Raw genomic sequence first — 16,502 nt, 5'->3', positions numbered from 1 at the left:
CTGAGATCAGCCGACGTACTTCATGCCGGAATCGCTCTTTGTGATGGTGTGATCCAGGGTGAAGGTCTCGTACCACTCGTCCATAGCGGTGTTCATCAGGTTGTTACGGACCTGAACCTGCCAGTAGGGTGCGTTCTGGCCCACGAAATACATGATGTGGTAGCCGTAGTCCGTCTCCACAATGCCGCTGTCGCCGGGGGTGCGGCTGTCATCGAAGCACCAGTCGTTGAAGGTGGGGACCATCTGACCCTGATAGACCTCAGTGTAGATGCCGCCCTCAGCGGCATTGCCGTCGGCGGAGTTCTCACGGGCCAGGTCGGCGAAGGAGTCCTCGGTGGCGCCGCCGGACTTCCACTGGGCATACAGTGCCTCGGCCGTTGCCTTGGCGTCGGCCCGCTTAGCATCCACGTCCGCCTGGTAGCCCTCGTCCTCGCTGGAGAGGGTGGTCTCCTCGGGGCGGATCAGCACGTGGCGGATGTCCACAGTGTTGTACTCAAACCGGGACTTGCTGTGGAACAGGGCCACGGTGTAGGAGGAAGAATTTTCGATCACGTCCGCGTCGCCCTCCCGGCGGGCATCGTTGAAGGCCCACTCAAGAACAGGGGTGTTGGAGTAGGCGGCGGTCTCCAAGTGGGAATAGGTGATGCCGTTGTCGGGGTCTGCCAGGGACTCCAGGCTCTCGCCGCCCTCATAGGCGGCCAGGATTTCCTCCGCCTTGGCCTGAGCGGCATCCATAGCGGCAGTGGCCTCTTCCGCGGTGGGCTCCACGGTGTTGCCCTCGGCGTCGGTGGTGGAATCAGCGGTGCCGGGGATGGTGACATACTCGTAATTCACCCGGTCATAGGTGTTCTGGTTGGCCTTGTAGGCCTCCTCCAAATCCGCGTCGGAATAGACCAGGCTCTCCTCCTGGGCGGTGGCATAGGCCTCGTACTGGAGGGTGGCCATCAGCCGCTGGCCGTATACCTTCTCCGTCATGGTGCTGCCCAGGTTGGCCTGGAGGTAGCGGTCCACGGAGACGCCGCTGGCGGAGGCGGCGGCGCGCAGGGACTCCATATCGGCGTCGTAGTTTTCCTGTACGCTGCTGGGATAGGCAAAGCCCTCGTCCTTGGCGGTTTGCAGCACAGACTGGACGGCGGCCATCTGATTCAGCGCCTGGTCTGCGAAGTAGTCCTTCCAGGTCTGCCCCTCGGCGTCGGACTCCAGACCCAGCATGGCGGCGTCGCCGTCGCTGATGGTCTGGCTGGAGAGGGAGGCGTTGGGATTCAGGCTCAGCAGCCCGTAGGAGAGCAGATCATAGTTGTTGTTGATAAAGTTGCGGTAGACGTTCTGGTAGTGGAAGTTCACCTCGGCGGCGGTGTATTTCTGCCCGTCGATGGTGGCGGCGGTAGCGGTCTTCTGGATGATGTTGGACTTCCAGACGACGACAGTGATGGCCACCAGCACAAACGCCGCGGCGATGACGCCGTAGAGGATGCTGCTGCGCCGCTCCTCCTTGCGCTGCTGCGCTTCACGGGCGGTTTTGGGGTCGGTCCAGCCGGTGCTGTTCAGCTCCTGACGGGATTTCTTTTCTCTAGATGCGCTCATTTGTTGTTTCAGTCCTCTCAAGTATTGGTAGTTCCTGCCGCCTCCGCGGCCGGGATTTTACGCACTTGCCTATTATACTGGATTCCGGCCCATTGTGCAAGTGGAAATTCTAAACCGCTCAACGGATTTATAGTTTTTTGGACGGAATGTGCCTCCGATCCTCCAAAATCCGCCGGATTGCGCGCTCTGCAGCCTCCAGATCGCTGTCGCACAGGACGGGCAGGAAGTCCGCCAGAGCCTCCGGCTCCATGTCCCACCAGCGCAGCTCCTGCAAAAGGGAGATCAGTTCCTCGCCAAACCGCTTTTTGATGGGCCGGGCAGGGTTTCCGCCCGCCACAGTGTAGGGCTCCACATCCCTGGCAACTACGGAACAGGCGGCCACAATGGCCCCGTCCCCGATGCGGACGCCGGGCATGATGATGCTCTCCCGGCCAATCCACACGTCGTTTCCCACCACGGTGTCCCCCTTGAAGGGGAGCTGGGAGAGGTGGGGCGGGGTGTTTTCCGTCCACACGCCGCCGAAGACGCTGAACGGATAGGTGCTGACGCTGCTGATACGGTGATTGGTGCTGCCCATGATGAACCGGGTGCCGCTGGCAATGGAGCAGAACTTGCCGATGACAAGCCGGTCTCCAAACTCCGGGTAGTTGAAGAGCACATTGTTCCGCTCGAAGCCCGTGGGGTCCACGGGATCGTCGTAATAGGTGTAGTCTCCCACGGAGATGTTGGGGGCCGTAATCACATTTTTAAGAAAACAAGAGGTCTTGTATTCATTGGGAAAAATCGTATTGGGGTCCGGAATTTTCCTCATAAAAATTCTCCTTTTTGTCTATATGTTTTCATCACCTCCAAAAATAGTCCAGTCCTCCGACGCTATCGCCCGCATTTGGCGCAAGATCCGCATCCGATGACCTCCTTTCAGCGTACACAATCTTTATAATAGGCTCTCAGCCTGAAATCAGCCTGAAACGATTTTTACACAGCAAAACAGGGCAGATCACCTGCCCTGAAAAGACGTACCCCGCGAAGGCCGTGTAGACCCGTTATAACCTGCACCTTTACGGACAGGTGGGTCGCCTCCAACGCGCTTTATCGCTTCCAACTTCCAGCCGCAGACGGCAGCCGGGAGGCCTGCGAACCACGCGCTGATCCGGCATCCCGTATAACGAAATGTGGGTTAAAAAAAGATCTATCACGAACCCCGCAGGGCAGTTATTATCCTATCACACTATTTGCCGGAACGCAAGAGGTTATTCGCCGTCCTCCTGAAATAAACTCTCCATAAACAGCTCGTACACAGCCTCCAACTCCTCGTCGGAATCCAGAGTGGAGAGAAGGTCCTCGCCGTCCTCGTGGATTACCTTCAAAATGACCAGGCCGTTGTCCGGATCGTCCTCGTCCTCCTCGGTCTCGGCGGGGAAGAAGGCCTGATACATCTGGCCGTTATATTCCAGGGCGTCGATAAATTCCAGGGCGATCTCGTTGCCGTCCTCGTCGGTGACGGTAATAAAGGTGGGGCCGAACTCCTCGCTCATAGGGCGTCCTCCTTCTGCCATGGCGGTTTCAAGTAAGATTAAAATGTATTGTACATGACTTTTTCCCGGATTGCAAGAGCGGAACTTGTGAAAATACAGGAAAGACAGTCCTCTGACGGGATATATTCTGCGCAAATCCGCCTGAATCATACAAATCCAGAACTATTTTTCCGGAAAATGCGACAATTTCAAGCTTGACAGGGGATGGTACAATAGTAAATATTATGGTGAATTATTGTTTTCCGCAGGCGGCTGTCCAGCCGGGACAGGCTTTGAGCGGAGTTTGCCGGAATTTTTGATTCAGAAATGGAGGTGCCCTAGTTTTGGAGCACGATAAGAGACCGCAGGCGCCCCGGGGGGGCGGTCATGCGGAGCGGCGTCCCCGGAAGCGGCGGGGCAGCCCGGCCCGCACGGCGGCCGGGATTGTTGGCCGCGTGTTTTTTGCGCTGTTCACAGTGGCGCTGATCGGCGTTCTCACCGCCGGAATTTTCGCCTATATCTTTTTGCAGTATATCAACACCACGGTGGCCCCCAATCTGACCGTGTCCATGGATGATTACGAGCTGGACCTCAGCTCCTTTATCTACTATCAGGACAAGGAGACGGGGGAGTGGGTGGAATACCAGACCATCCACGGCGTCGAGGATCGGATTCTGGTGACCTATGACCAGATTCCCGAGGCCATGTGGCAGGCGGCGGTGGCCATCGAGGACCACCGGTTCTTCCAGCACCACGGTGTGGACTGGTACGGGACCTTGGGCGCAGTGAAGACCTTCCTGACGGGTGGGGACACCCGAGGCGCGTCCACCATCACCCAGCAGGTGCTGCGGAATATCACCAAGGACAAGGAGGTCACCATCAACCGCAAGATCCGGGAGATCATCCGGGCGCTGCAGTTTGAGAAGAACACCACCAAGGAGCAGATTCTCACCCGGTACCTCAATACCATCTATCTGGGCAAGGGGTGCTACGGCGTCCAGACGGCGGCCCAGTACTACTTCGGCAAGGATGTGTGGGATCTGACCACGGCGGAGTGCGCCAGCATCATCGCCATCACCAACAACCCGGAGATCTACGGTCCCATGTCCACCATCACCATCACCCGAGAGGACGGCACCACCACTACTCCCCGGGAGGCCAACAAAAAGCGGCAGGGGTGGGTGCTGGACCGGATGGCCGACGAGGAGGTCATCAACCCCAATACCGGCAAGCCCTATCTCACCGAGGAGCAGCGGGACCAGATCAAGGCGGAGCCGCTGAACTTCACGGACGGTTCTGTGAAGGCGGACGAGCTGGTGGCCGAGGCCACCGCCAGCGCGGGCCGCAGCGGCATCAACAACTGGTTTGTGGACCAGGTGCTTCTGGACGTGTCCAAGGACCTGGCCGAGAAGTACGACATCGACAAGGACGCGGCTCTGGATCTGATGTACCGCAGCGGCTACCGGATCTACACCACCATGGACCCGGAGATCCAGAATATCGCCGAGGCCGTCTATGCGGACCGCAGCAACCTGGATGTCACCTCCAAAAAGGGACAGGTGATTCAGTCGGGCATCACTGTCATGGACCCCTATACCGGCAATGTGGTGGCCATCGTGGGCGCCATGGACCCCAAGGAGGGGAATCTGGTGTCCAACTACGCCACCATGAAAAAGCAGGTGGGCTCCTCCATGAAGCCTCTGACGGCCTATGCCCCGGCACTGGACGCAGGAGTCATCACTCCGGCCTCCACCTTTGACAACTACCCTGTGCGGCTGGAGGGGGGCAGTCCCTGGCCCAAGAACTCCCCCAACCGCTACACCGGCTGGACCTCGGTGCAGGAGGGTATCCGGCGGTCCATCAATACCATCGCCGTGCAGTCGCTGGAGTCGGTGGGTACAGTGGAGGCCTATGCCTTCGCCACGGAAAACCTGGGGCTGGACCTGCATCCCAACGACATGGCCCCCAGCCCCTTAGGGATGGGCGGCCTGACCTACGGACTGAACACCGTGGAGATGGCGGCGGCCTACTCCTGCTTCCTCAATAAGGGCATCTACAACAAGCCCCGCACCTATACCTATGTGGAGAACTCCAGGGGTGATGTGATTCTGGAGAACGAGCCGGAGTCCCACGTGGCCATGAAGGAGACCACGGCCTACCTCATGACCAAGATGCTCAACATGGCGGCAACCACCGGCACCGGCGCCTCCGCCAGTTTCAGCGGCATGACCATCGCCGGCAAGACCGGCACCACCAACACCGCCTGTGACCGCTACTTCGCGGGCTTTTCGCCATACTACTGCGCGGCGGTGTGGACCGGCTTCCAGTATGCCGAGCGCATCTCCTACAACGGCAACCCAGCCATCACCATGTGGAAGAAGGTTATGCAGCAGATCCATGAGGACTTGCCCAATAAATCCTTTGAAAAGCCGGAGAGCGGCCTGACCACCGTCACAGTCTGCGCCGACAGCGGGATGAAACTGACTGACGCCTGCCTCGCGGACATTCGGGGCAGCCGGGCCATATCCTTTGAGATCCCTGCGGGTCTGGCCCCCACGGAGGAGTGCACCCTCCATACTATGGCCAATTACTGTATTGAGGGCGACTGTCTGGCCGGGGCGCTGTGCCCCGAGTCCTCCATTGTGGAAAAGGGCGTTTTGAATTATGAGCGGGAGGACTACGGTCCCAGCATCTCGGCGGAGGACGACGCCTATCTGCTGGTGAACATCCAGAAGGCGGCGGAGGAGGCCGGCGGCTGTCCCTTCCACGGAGGCAACGGGATGCCCTACGACCCCAATGCGCAGGACCCCAACAATCCCTATGACCCGAATAACCCCTTTGATCCCAACTATCAGCCGCCTGTGGAGCCCGTGGACCCAGGCACTACGACTCCGGACCCGGGAACCACCACGCCGGAGCCCGACGTGCCCCAGGAGCCCGCAGATCCCCCGGCGACGGACCCCAGCGTCCCCGGCGACGGAAACTGGTTTGACAACCTCTGGAACACCCCCGCGGCATAGTGACAGCCCCACGGCCAAAGGCCGTGGGGCTGTCACTATGCCGAGCACCGCTCGGCTCCGTTTGATAAATGTCAAAACGCGACGAATCTTTTTCCGCCGCTGTGCATTTTGTCATTTGTCAAACAAGGCCTAATCGGTAATTTCCTTATATCAGCCGGATTGACCTTGACGGCGGGACGGGAAGAGTGTTATTCTATGGAAAAGACAACGGAGGAGGGAGCGCCGTGGAATTGGCGGAGCTGCTGGAGATTCGGCCAGGTGTCACCGCCGTCATCGGCGGCGGCGGCAAGACGTCTCTTCTGCGGACCCTGGGGGAGGAGCTGGCCCGGCGGGGACACACAGTGCTTTTGTGCGCCACAACCAAGATTATTCCCTTTTCCGGGCTGGAGAACCTGCTCTCCCCCGTGGAGGAGACGCTGCGGGCGGCATTGGCGGCGCACCGTCTGGTCTGCGCCGGCGCGCCGGTTCCCGGCGCCGGAAAGCTGACGGCGCCGGAAGTTCCCATGGAGCGGCTGGCGGGGCTTGCGGACTATGTGCTGGCGGAGGCGGACGGCTCCGCTGGCCGGCCCATGAAGGCCCACGCGCCCCATGAGCCGGTGATCCCGCCCCTTGCGAATCAGACGATTTTGGTGGCGGGGGCCTCCGGCTTTGGCCAGCCCGTTGCGGAGGCGGCCCACCGTCCGGCGCTCTACGCGCTTCTCGCGGGATTGCCGGAGACGGCCGCTGTCACGCCGGAGGCGGAGGCAGCAGTTCTGCGGGCCGAGGGGCTGCAGAACCGGGTTTATGTAAATCAGGCGGAGACGGCGGAGGCTCTTGAGTCCGCCGCCGCTCTGGCAAAACTGCTGGACTGCCCCGTATTGGCGGGGTCTCTGCGGAGGGGGGAGTATCAACAATGCTCACGGTGATTCGGGGGGCCGGAGACCTGGCCTCCGGCATTGCCCTGCGGCTTTGGCGAAGCCATATCCAGGTGGCGATGACCGACATAGAGCGGCCCACCGCCATCCGGCGGACGGTGTGCTTTTCTCAGGCCATTGTCCATGGGGAGACCACGGTGGAGGATGTGACGGCCCGGCGGGTGGAGACTGCCCTTCAGGCGCTGGAGCTACTCCGCGGCGGCGTGATCCCGGTGCTGGCGGACCCGGATGGACGCTGCATCCCGGACCTGCGGCCCGCCGCAGTGGTGGACGCCATTTTAGCCAAGCGGAACCTGGGCACAAGGATTACCGACGCCCCGGTGGTCATCGGCGTGGGCCCCGGCTTTACGGCGGGGGTGGACTGTCACGCCGCGGTGGAGACCATGCGGGGCCACTATCTGGGCCGGGTGATCTATGACGGGTCCCCCATCCCCAACACCGGCATCCCGGGCCTCATCGGCGGCTTTGCCGGGGAGCGGGTGCTCCGGGCCCCGGCGGACGGTGTGTTCCGCCGGATTTTAGACATCGGCGCCCAGGTGAAGATGGGGGACGTGGCCGCCACGGTGAACGGACGGCCCATGGTCTGCACCCTGGACGGCGTTCTGCGGGGCATCCTGGCGGACGGGACCCCGGTCCGTCAGGGGATGAAAGCCGGGGACATTGACCCCCGGTGTGAGGAAAAGCACTGCTACTGCGCCAGCGACAAGGCGCTGGCGGTGGGCGGCGGTGTGCTGGAGGCGATTCTGGCGCTGTCCGGCGCGCTGCGGGAAGGAGAGGACCATGGCTGAAAATGAAGTGAAGCTGACAAAGCTGGCCAAGTGCGCCGGGTGCGGGGCCAAGGTGGGCGCGGGCGTTCTGAGCCAGCTGCTGGAGGGCATCCGGGTCCATGAGGACCCGAATCTGCTGGTGGGCTTTGACAAGAGCGACGACGCCTCGGTGTACAAAATCTCCGATGATCTGGCGCTGGTGCAGACGGTAGATTTCTTCCCGCCCATCGCCGACGATCCCTATCTCTTCGGCCAGATTGCCGCCACCAACGCTCTCTCCGACGTGTACGCCATGGGGGGCGAGCCCAAGCTGTGCCTGAACATCATGGCGGTGCCGGACTCCATGCCGAAAGAGGCGGTCCATGAGATGCTCCGGGGCGGATATGACAAGGTCTACGAGGCCGGGGCGCTGATTACCGGAGGCCACAGTATTTTAGACGACGAGCCCAAGTACGGCCTGGCGGTGACGGGGTTCGTCCACCCGGACAAGGTGCTGACCAACTCCGGAGCCAGGCCGGGGGATGTGCTTCTCTTCACCAAGCCCCTGGGTATCGGCGTGCTGACTACCGCCGCCAAGGCGGATATGGCCTCACCGGAATCCATAGAGCTGACCCAGAGGCTGATGACCACCCTGAACAGGTCTGCCCGGGATATTATGGTAAACTACCGCGTCCACGCCTGTACGGATGTGACGGGCTTTGGGATGCTGGGCCACGCCTGTGAGATGGCCCAGGGCAGCGGCGTGGAGATTGCGCTTTGGACGGACGCGGTGGACTTCATCCCCGAGGCGGCGGAGCTGGCGAAGATCGGCATCCTGCCGGAGGGGATGTACCGCAACCGGGCCTTTGCCGAGAGCACTGTGGACGCGGGAGATACGCCATTGTGGAAGCAGGACTTGCTCTACGATCCCCAGACCGCCGGGGGCCTTTTGATGGCGGTGGACCCGGAGGATGCGGAGGCGCTGCTGGTGGAGCTGCGCGGTGCGGTCCCAAGCGCCCAGAGAATCGGCGAAGTTCAGGAGTACCGGGGCGGAAAGCGCATTTTCCTGAGATAAGAAAAGCGGACGGCACAGCCGTCCGCTTTTCTCTATTCCATGGTTGTCACAGCCCCGATGAAGACGGGCAGGCTGGTTTCCAGATCCACCAGTATGTAGAGGAAGGGGCGGTCCAGATAGACACGAGGGGGCGTCCTGAGATCGGGACCGGCGCCGCCGGCAGGCATTTCCACTGCTGTGGCGGCTCCGGCTTTTGTGCCTTTTTCGTCGACGGAGATATAGGTTTTGTGGAGCACCCTGCTGATATACAGCGGGCCGTTGGGGGAGGAGCCCATGGCGGCAAAGTCGGCGGTCGCCCAATCGAAGGCGTCGGTCATGCCCAGCGATTTCAGACTGTCGGACAGCTCCGCGGCAAATTCGCACTGAAATTTGGGAATGGCGGTCTCCACCAGAGTTTCCTGTACGCCTGACAGAATTTCATAGAGCCGTTTCCCGGTGAGAGCGGCGGCGTAGTCCTCCAGCTTCATGCCCTCCTCCGGCAGCAGGGCGGCAAAGGCCCACCGGCCGCCCTTGTAGGGTTTCAGGAAGCCCTGGGCGCGGGCGTCCTCCAGATAAAATCCCTCGTCAGAGTACATCAGCGTCACGGACTGTTCCCGGCCGTCCTCTGTAGTGAAGATGCGGTTTTCATGGACCTGGGTATCCTTGTAAATACGCTCCCACTCCGCCTCCAGGGCCAGGGCGTTGATGAGGTAGAGGACCGCCTCGTCCGGAATTTCCCGGATGATCTCCGGGATCATGCCGTGGGTACTGCCGCTGACCCAGCCGTTGATGTCCTTGACTGCTTCGCTGTCAAACTTTGAGGGGAATACCCCGGCCCCATACCAGTCCGTGACGGTCTGCAAAAAGTCCGGATCGGCCGTAAAGCTCCCGTCGTCCCGGAGCCAGAGGGAGTTGGCCAGGTCTACCCGGCAGTCCTTCTCCTGGGGCAGTCCGGCGGCCCAGGCGGCGAGGGCCGCATTCAGTTCCTCCGCAGGAAGGCCCAGGACGGACTCCATCTGGGCCAGGGTCTCGCCTCCGGCTCCGTTGGCGGTCATGCCCAGGGCGGAGAGAACGGAGAGGGGCGAGAGCAGGACGTTCTCACCCGTCCAGTTCTCCCGCAGAAGGTCCAGGGCGAAGGCGGCCAGCGCCCCGGCCTGGGCTTCCGTAATGGGCCGGAGGTCGGGGGTGTGGGTGTTCAAATCCGCTGTCAGGCTTTTGGGGGCGGCGCCAGCGCTTCCGCAGCCGGTGAGCAGGAGCAGCGTCAGCGTCAGGCAGGAAAGGCGCAGGAGATTTCTTTTCATCACGGTTCCTCCTTTATGTCGTTACCTATATAGACGGCTTTCGGAGCAAAAGGTTGCGGGAAATCGTAAGAAATTTGTAAGAAAAATGTCAGGCTGTTTGTAAGAAACGGCTGGTATGATGGGGCTACCAAACAAAGGAGATGGTTTCATTGAAAAAGCGCGTTTACCCGGCTCTGTGCCTTCTGCTGGCCCTGCTGACGGCCTGCGCCCCGCCGCAGGCCGATGCCCTGCGGGCGGGCACGGTCTGCCGCCGTCCGCAGGCGGTCACAGCTTCCCTGGCGGACGACCCGAACGTTGACGCCGGCTGGGGGGATTTCCGCTGCGCCGACCTGCGGAGCTGGGACCTCACAGACATGGAGACGGAACTTTTCTCAGCCGACTTCGACACCCGGACCCAGTGGCCGGACAGTCTGCCGGCGGCTTTCGCCCCCGGGCGGCTTCTGGAGCTGGGGAAGGACCCGGGATTGGGGCTTCGGGCGCTCCATGAGCAGGGGATCACCGGAAAGGGCGTTGGGATCGCCATCATCGACCAGACGCTGCTGGTGGATCACCAGGAGTACGCAAACCGCCTGCGGCTCTATCAGGAGTACCACACCGCCGCGGAGGACGACGCCTCCACCCACGGTCCCGCCGTGGCCTCCATCGCCCTGGGAGAGACAGTGGGCGCGGCTCCGGAGGCCCTGCTGTATTTCATCGCCGACGACGTGGGAACCGGTACAGGGGAGAATTTTGTCCGGGACATGACGTATTATGCGGAGGACGTGGACCGGCTGGTCGCTCTGAATGAGACCCTGCTCGAGGGGGAGAAGATCCGGGTGATCTCCATGTCCGTGGGCTGGATGGCGGACACCGCTGGAGCGGCGGAGCTGGAGGATGCCATCGGCCGGGCCCGGGCGGCGGGCATCGCTGTCGTCTGTGTCAACAGCCGGGACCCGCTGCTGGAGCCCTGGATGGGGATGGGCCGCACTCCGTACGGCGACCCCAACCGGCGGGTGGACTGCCGCCCTGGGGCCTTCTGGGAGGAGAGCCTGTACAGCGGGGAGTACCGGGGCACGGACGGCTCTCTCCTCCTGGTCCCCATGGACCGCCGGACCGCGGCCTCCCCGGCGGGGGAGGGGGAGTACGCCTATTTTGCCGAGGGCGGCATGAGCTGGGCAGTCCCCTATGTGGCGGGGCTGTACGCCCTGGCCTGCCAGGCGAGGCCGGAGGTCACCTTTGAGGAGTTCCTGGCCGCGGCCCAGGCCACGGCCAGCCCTGTCTCCATCTCCTCGGCGGAAGGGAAGGAGTATCCCTACGGCAGGGTGGTGGACCCGGCGGCCCTGCTGGCGAGACTGGGAGTATAAGGAAAACGGCGCCTCAAACTGAGGCGCCGTTTTGTCACCGCTGTGATTGATCCGGGCAGACCCGGCTTTTACGCGATCTTTGCCAGCCAGCGGAGGTCATAGGGCTCGTAGACCACCTTTTCATAGGCGTCCACATCCAGCAGAACGCCCGTCCAGTCGGAGTGGATGTCGCCATTCTGCTTGATGAGGATGTCGTACAGAATGTCGTAGGTCACGCCGTCCGCCGCGTCGGTCTCCACGATGGTGGAGTAGGGCAGGGTCTTGTGGTAGGTGAGCTCCATGCCCTGGTAGTCGAAGTGGAAGCCGCAGCGCATCCGGCAGCCGTCCAGACCGGTGTACCGGGCAATCTGCTTGAGGTCCTGGAGAATCTTGTCTTGGTCCTCCTCGTACAGGTTCTCCGGCGTGGTGGCGGTGTAGTCGAAGCGGAACTGGATGGAAGCCCCGGGAATCTGGCGGAACCGGTCCAGATAGGGGACCAGGTCCTTGGCCGGGTAGTCCTGATACAGCACGCAGTTTACCCGGAAGCGCACCGGCAGCTTGGCAAGCAGGCCGTCGTTGGACTCCACCACATACTTCTGCATGTGGCGGGAGACGTTGACACAGGTGATCTTGTGCTTGTTCCGCTCCAGGAATGCCAGCACATCCTCCTCGGACTGGTGCTCGGAGACCGGGAGGGTGGTGTTGATATAGACTTTGTGGGTGGTGGGGATCTCGTCCAGCATGACCTGGAGAGCGCCCAGGTCGGACAAGGGCTCGCCGCCGGTGAAGACAAAGTCACACCGGGGGGTAATGGCGTCCATCCGCCGGATGCTCTGGCAGATCTTCTCCAGAGAGAAGCCCGTCATATCTGCGTATTCTTCCTTATTGATACAGAAAGGGCAGTGGTTCTTGCAGTCGTAGGGGACGAAGATCGTCACTGTGGCGCCGCCCTCCCGCGTCTTGTAGGGATGTGTCATGTTCTGATCGGCCTTTCGTAATGTGGATAGGAGCCGGGAATCCAGAGGGGCTGTGCCCGGTGGAACCCATGTGCAGTATACAATATTAATGGATTTCCCCCAAAAGGTCAAGAGGAAAAGGGAAATTCCGTTCAAATTCCAGGCAAAATAAAAAGGAGTGGAGGGGAGGCTGTACAGCGGGGAGAAAAAATGGTATACTATCATCAAGCAAGGCCTAGTCATCAATCGGGAAGGGGGACCATCGCATGGAGCAGCTGACGGCGCCTCTCCAGACTCTGCTGGATCTGGTGTGCGGCCTGCTGGCGGAGTATCCGCTGGCAGGTGTCTGGTACACCGCCTTTGTGCGGTTTTTGTTCCCGGTGCTGGCGGTACTGATCCTGTGGCGGGCGGTGCGTTCCCTGCTGAGGATTCCCCACACGCCGGAGACCTGGGGACTTTTGAGTCTGCCCAACGGCGCCTCCATCCCCCTGACCCACTGGGAGAACATCATCGGACGCGGCAGGAGCGCGGACATACAGCTGGGGTATCCCAGCGTCTCCCGCCAGCATGCGGCCCTCTGCCGGGGGGAGGACGAGGGCTGGACCCTCTACGACCTGGGCTCCAAGGGCGGAACAGAGGTCAACGGCGTACGGGTGGAGGGCTCCGCGCCGGTGGCCATGGGAGACTCTATTACCCTTGGAGGCGTGCCTCTGGTGCTTTTGCCCCAGACCGTCCAGGAGCGGGAGGAGCTGGAGCGGCGGCGGCGCGGCGAGCGTCCTGCCGCCATCTTCCCGTCCTTCTTGTGGCTGACGGTGTTCCAGGTGCTGGCCTGTCTGCAGTTGATCGTGGCGGCGGGAGCGGCGGCGCCGGTGTCCATCCCCCTGGCCTTTCTGGGCCTGACGGCAGTGATGTGGGCCTATTTCGCCGTTCTGCGCTGTACCCGGTGCGTTGGATTTGAGATGGAGACCATCGCCTTTTTCCTCTCCACGCTGTGTCTCGCGGTGACGGCCTCCAGCGCCCCGGGGAGCCTTTTTAAGCAGTTTCTCTCCATTGTGCTGGGACTGGGGCTGTTCCTGGTGCTGGGTATCTTCCTCCGGGACCTCACCCGGGTGCAGAAGAACCGCTGGCTCATGGCCGCGGCGGCCATCGGCCTTCTGGGGATCACCCTGGTGCTGGGCCGCTCCAAATACGGCGCGGTGAACTGGATCTCCATCGGGGGCCTCTCCTTCCAGCCCTCGGAGATCGCCAAGATCTGCTATATTTTCGCAGGCTCTGCCACGCTGGAGCGGTTGTTCCGGCGGCGGAACTTGACTCTCTTCATCGTATTGACGGGCGTCTGCATCGGCCTTTTGGGCTGTATGAGCGACTTTGGCACGGCGGCCATCTTCTTTGTCACCTTCCTGGTCATCGCCTACCTCCGCTCCGGGGACTTTGCCACGCTGGCGCTGATCTGCGGCGGGGCGGTGTTCGGCGCGGGGATCATTCTGCGGTTTAAGCCCTACATTCTCAGCCGCTTTGCCTCCTGGGGCCACGCCTGGGAGGCCGCCTCCACCACCGGTTACCAGCAGACCCGCACCATGTCCGCCGCCGCCTCCGGCGGCCTTCTGGGCATGGGGGCCGGCAGCGGCTGGCTCCACCGCGTTGCCGCGGCGGACACGGATCTGGTCTTCGGAATGCTCTGTGAGGAATGGGGGCTGCTGATTGCCGTGCTGGCGGTGGGGGCCATCATCACCCTGGCCTTTTTCGCCGCCAGGGCCGTCCGGGTGGGGCGGTCCAGCTTCTATACCATTGCCGCCTGCGCCGCCGGCTCCCTGCTGGTGTTCCAGACCTGTTTGAATGTATTCGGCTCTGTGGACCTGCTGCCCCTCACCGGCGTGACCTTTCCCTTTGTGTCCAACGGCGGCTCCGCCATGATGTCCGCCTGGGGGCTGCTGGCTTTTTTGAAGGCCACGGACACCCGGGAAAACGCCAGTTTTGCCATCCGCCGGAGACCCGCCCGCCGTCTGACGGAGGAGGCCCGGCGGCGGGCGGAGTCTGCCCCCTTTGTCCGGGAAACGGAGGAATCCCATGAAGAAGATTGAACAGCGGGCCCTGGTCTGCCGCATTCTGGCGCTGCTGCTGGCGGCGGGGCTGTGCCTCTTTCTGGCGCGGTATTTTCGGAGCGCCGGGGACTGGGCCTCCTCGCCCTTCAACCGCCACCTGTACAATACCGAGGGCCAGCTGGCGGCGGGAACGGTGCTGGACCGGGACGGAGACCTGCTGTCCTGGGTGGAGAACGGGAAACGGACCTACTATGACGGCGAGACCGTCCGCAAGGCCACCCTCCATGCGGTGGGGGACCTGCAGGGCAGCATTGGCACCGGGGCGCTGAATGCCTTTGCCGACAAGCTGACGGGATACAGTCTGCTGAACGGGGCCTTTGGCGCCGGGCGGGGCGGAGAGCTGTACCTGACCCTGGACGCCCGGTACAACTACGAGGCCTACCGTGCTCTGAACGGTCATGCCGGAACAGCGGCGGTGTACAACTACAAGACCGGGGAAATCCTCTGCATGATCTCCGCTCCCAGCTATGACCCGCTGCATGTCCCGGAGGACATCGAGACCGGTGACTGCTGGAGGGGGGCGTATTTGAACCGCTTCCTCTCCTCCACGTTCACTCCCGGGTCTGTCTATAAGACAGTCACCCTTGCGGCGGCGCTGGATAACATTCCGGACCTGGAGCTTCGAACCTGGACCTGTTCCGGCTCGGTACAGGCAGGGGGGGAAACTATCGTCTGCTCCGGCGTCCACGGAGAGCAGGACATCGGGGACGCCTTTGCCAACAGCTGCAACGCCGCCTTTGCCCAGATTGCGGCGGAGCTGGGAGCGGACGCACTGAAACGGTACACGGAGAAGGCGGGCCTCACCAGCAGTTATTCTGTTGACGGCCTTCCCACAGCCCGGGGCACTTTCACCTGGGAGGGCATGACGGAGGGCCGCCTGGGCTGGGCCGGCGTGGGGCAGGACCAGGATATGGTGAACCCCTGCGCCCTGATGGTCTATATGGGCGCCATTGCCAACGGCGGCAGGGCTGCGGAGCCGTACTTGATCCTGCGGACAAAAAATGCCCTGGGACTGCCGTCTCTGCCCCGTTTTTCCCGCAGAACGGGGGCGCTGGTGAGTGCCGCTACGGCGGAGAAGCTGGCGGACATGATGTCCGCCAATGTGGAGAAGACCTATGGCACAGGTCGTTTTCCCAATATGGACCTGTGCGCCAAGTCCGGAACCGCCGAGGTGGGGGAGGCGCAGACGCCCCACGCCTGGTTCGCGGGCTTCCTGCGGAACGAGGACGCGCCCTATGCCTTTGTGGTGCTGGTGGAGAACGGCGGCGGCGGAAACGCTGTGGCCGGGACCGTGGCGGGAAAGGTGCTGGATGTGATCGTCAACGGATATTGACAGGTCTGCCGGGAACACCCGGAGAACCCCTATCCTCAGGTCAGCCAGTCCGGTCCGGGGAGGATCGAGCTGCTGGAGCCGGTTTTTTGAGCGGGCAGCTGTATCCCTCCTTTGCGGATGAGCACTTGGAGCCCATTGGCCATCTGCAGGCTTTGGACTTTCGGCAGTTGGAGATCTTGTCCTTTGACGAGTCGGGGGCGGAAAGGGGCTTTGAGGCCGATATATTTGCTCTGCTTGACAACGTTGACCCCCGCGACAGCGTCAGGCTGAAGATCACGTATCACAGAGTCTGTTGCGATGTGGAACGAGCTGGGGGCTGTATCCTAGTTTGAAAATAATGGAGGAAGCAATGAAAGAGAGAAAAGGTTTTCTGCTTTATACATTAGCGCAGATGCGGGCTGGGGCAATCGTCTCCGGCCTGGGGTTTTTGCTGTATCTGGCGCTGTCCGCCCTGGGGCTGGAAACGGCGGCGGACATCACGGCTGTGGCCTTTGGCATGGTATCGGTCTACGTCTTTGCCTCCGTGGCCGCTGGACGGTCCCGGGACAGGGAGGCGGTGAGCTACAGCCTTCTCTGGGGCACCGGAGCGCTGGCGTTGCTGCTGGGCGGCTGCGGGGTGCTGACCGTCAGGCTCTGGCTGGGTCTGTGAACAGGGT

At 62.1% G+C, this 16,502-nt stretch carries 13 protein-coding genes and 1 other RNA gene; 8 read left to right on the top strand and 6 right to left on the bottom strand.

The window, feature by feature from the left end; all coding sequences use genetic code 11:
* Window positions 1–6: 6 nt before the first annotated feature.
* The 4 genes from C816_RS16910 to C816_RS16900 all read right to left on the bottom strand — a co-directional run bounded on the left by C816_RS16910 (window position 7) and on the right by C816_RS16900 (window position 3,119).
* Window positions 7–1,584, bottom strand: coding sequence for a peptidylprolyl isomerase (locus tag C816_RS16910; RefSeq protein ID WP_016323628.1), 1,578 nt, complete (start codon window positions 1,582–1,584; stop codon window positions 7–9).
* A 127-nt stretch (window positions 1,585–1,711) separates the two neighbouring features.
* The gene (locus tag C816_RS16905) at window positions 1,712–2,395 is read right to left on the bottom strand and encodes a CatB-related O-acetyltransferase (protein ID WP_016323627.1); all 684 of its coding nucleotides are present in this window, start codon (window positions 2,393–2,395) and stop codon (window positions 1,712–1,714) included.
* Between the two features lie 203 nt (window positions 2,396–2,598).
* A non-coding RNA gene (gene ssrS, locus C816_RS22990) (6S RNA) lies at window positions 2,599–2,797 on the bottom strand.
* A gap of 37 nt (window positions 2,798–2,834) precedes the next feature.
* Window positions 2,835–3,119, bottom strand: a complete 285-nt coding sequence (locus C816_RS16900) for a DUF1292 domain-containing protein (protein ID WP_016323626.1) — start codon at window positions 3,117–3,119, stop codon at window positions 2,835–2,837.
* Window positions 3,120–3,442: 323 nt separating this feature from the next.
* Between C816_RS16900 and C816_RS16895 the strand changes: the two genes are divergently transcribed.
* From C816_RS16895 to selD, 4 genes are all read left to right on the top strand, one after another.
* Window positions 3,443–6,118: a transglycosylase domain-containing protein gene (locus C816_RS16895; RefSeq protein ID WP_016323625.1), complete on the top strand. Its 2,676-nt coding sequence runs from the start codon at window positions 3,443–3,445 to the stop codon at window positions 6,116–6,118.
* Window positions 6,119–6,342: 224 nt separating this feature from the next.
* The gene (gene yqeC, locus C816_RS16890; RefSeq protein ID WP_016323624.1) at window positions 6,343–7,023 is read left to right on the top strand and encodes a selenium cofactor biosynthesis protein YqeC; all 681 of its coding nucleotides are present in this window, start codon (window positions 6,343–6,345) and stop codon (window positions 7,021–7,023) included.
* Window positions 7,011–7,820 (top strand): selenium-dependent molybdenum cofactor biosynthesis protein YqeB, encoded by an 810-nt coding sequence (yqeB, locus tag C816_RS16885; RefSeq protein ID WP_016323623.1) that lies wholly within the window; start codon window positions 7,011–7,013, stop codon window positions 7,818–7,820. The genes yqeC and yqeB overlap by 13 nt, the downstream gene beginning before the upstream one ends.
* Complete coding sequence (gene selD, locus C816_RS16880) at window positions 7,813–8,853, top strand: selenide, water dikinase SelD (protein ID WP_016323622.1); 1,041 nt, start codon at window positions 7,813–7,815, stop codon at window positions 8,851–8,853. The genes yqeB and selD overlap by 8 nt, the downstream gene beginning before the upstream one ends.
* 32 nt (window positions 8,854–8,885) lie before the next feature.
* Here selD and C816_RS16875 read toward each other — a convergent pair whose 3' ends face one another.
* Complete coding sequence (locus C816_RS16875) at window positions 8,886–10,133, bottom strand: serpin family protein (protein ID WP_016323621.1); 1,248 nt, start codon at window positions 10,131–10,133, stop codon at window positions 8,886–8,888.
* Between the two features lie 149 nt (window positions 10,134–10,282).
* Between C816_RS16875 and C816_RS22030 the strand changes: the two genes are divergently transcribed.
* Entirely contained in the window at window positions 10,283–11,476 is a 1,194-nt protein-coding gene (locus tag C816_RS22030) for a S8/S53 family peptidase (RefSeq protein ID WP_016323620.1), read from the top strand.
* A 68-nt stretch (window positions 11,477–11,544) separates the two neighbouring features.
* On the opposite strand, the gene C816_RS16865 is transcribed toward C816_RS22030, so the two are convergent.
* On the bottom strand, window positions 11,545–12,432 hold the full coding sequence (locus C816_RS16865; RefSeq protein ID WP_016323619.1) for a 4Fe-4S cluster-binding domain-containing protein: 888 nt from the start codon (window positions 12,430–12,432) through the stop codon (window positions 11,545–11,547).
* A 245-nt stretch (window positions 12,433–12,677) separates the two neighbouring features.
* Between C816_RS16865 and C816_RS16860 the strand changes: the two genes are divergently transcribed.
* The 3 genes from C816_RS16860 (at window position 12,678) to C816_RS16845 (ending at window position 16,495) form a co-directional block, all read left to right on the top strand.
* Window positions 12,678–14,492 carry an FtsW/RodA/SpoVE family cell cycle protein gene (locus C816_RS16860; RefSeq protein ID WP_016323618.1) on the top strand — a complete coding sequence of 605 codons (1,815 nt, stop codon included), beginning with the start codon at window positions 12,678–12,680 and terminating at the stop codon, window positions 14,490–14,492.
* A complete protein-coding gene (locus tag C816_RS16855; RefSeq protein WP_016323617.1) occupies window positions 14,479–15,846 on the top strand; it encodes a penicillin-binding transpeptidase domain-containing protein in 1,368 nt (455 codons plus the stop codon). The genes C816_RS16860 and C816_RS16855 overlap by 14 nt, the downstream gene beginning before the upstream one ends.
* A 349-nt stretch (window positions 15,847–16,195) precedes the next feature.
* Complete coding sequence (locus C816_RS16845) at window positions 16,196–16,495, top strand: hypothetical protein (RefSeq protein WP_016323615.1); 300 nt, start codon at window positions 16,196–16,198, stop codon at window positions 16,493–16,495.
* The last annotated feature ends 7 nt before the right edge of the window (window positions 16,496–16,502 follow it).

It is taken from the genome of Oscillibacter sp. 1-3 (assembly GCF_000403435.2).
Classification (GTDB): domain Bacteria; phylum Bacillota; class Clostridia; order Oscillospirales; family Oscillospiraceae; genus Oscillibacter.
This window is presented reverse-complemented; position numbering and strand designations above follow the sequence as displayed.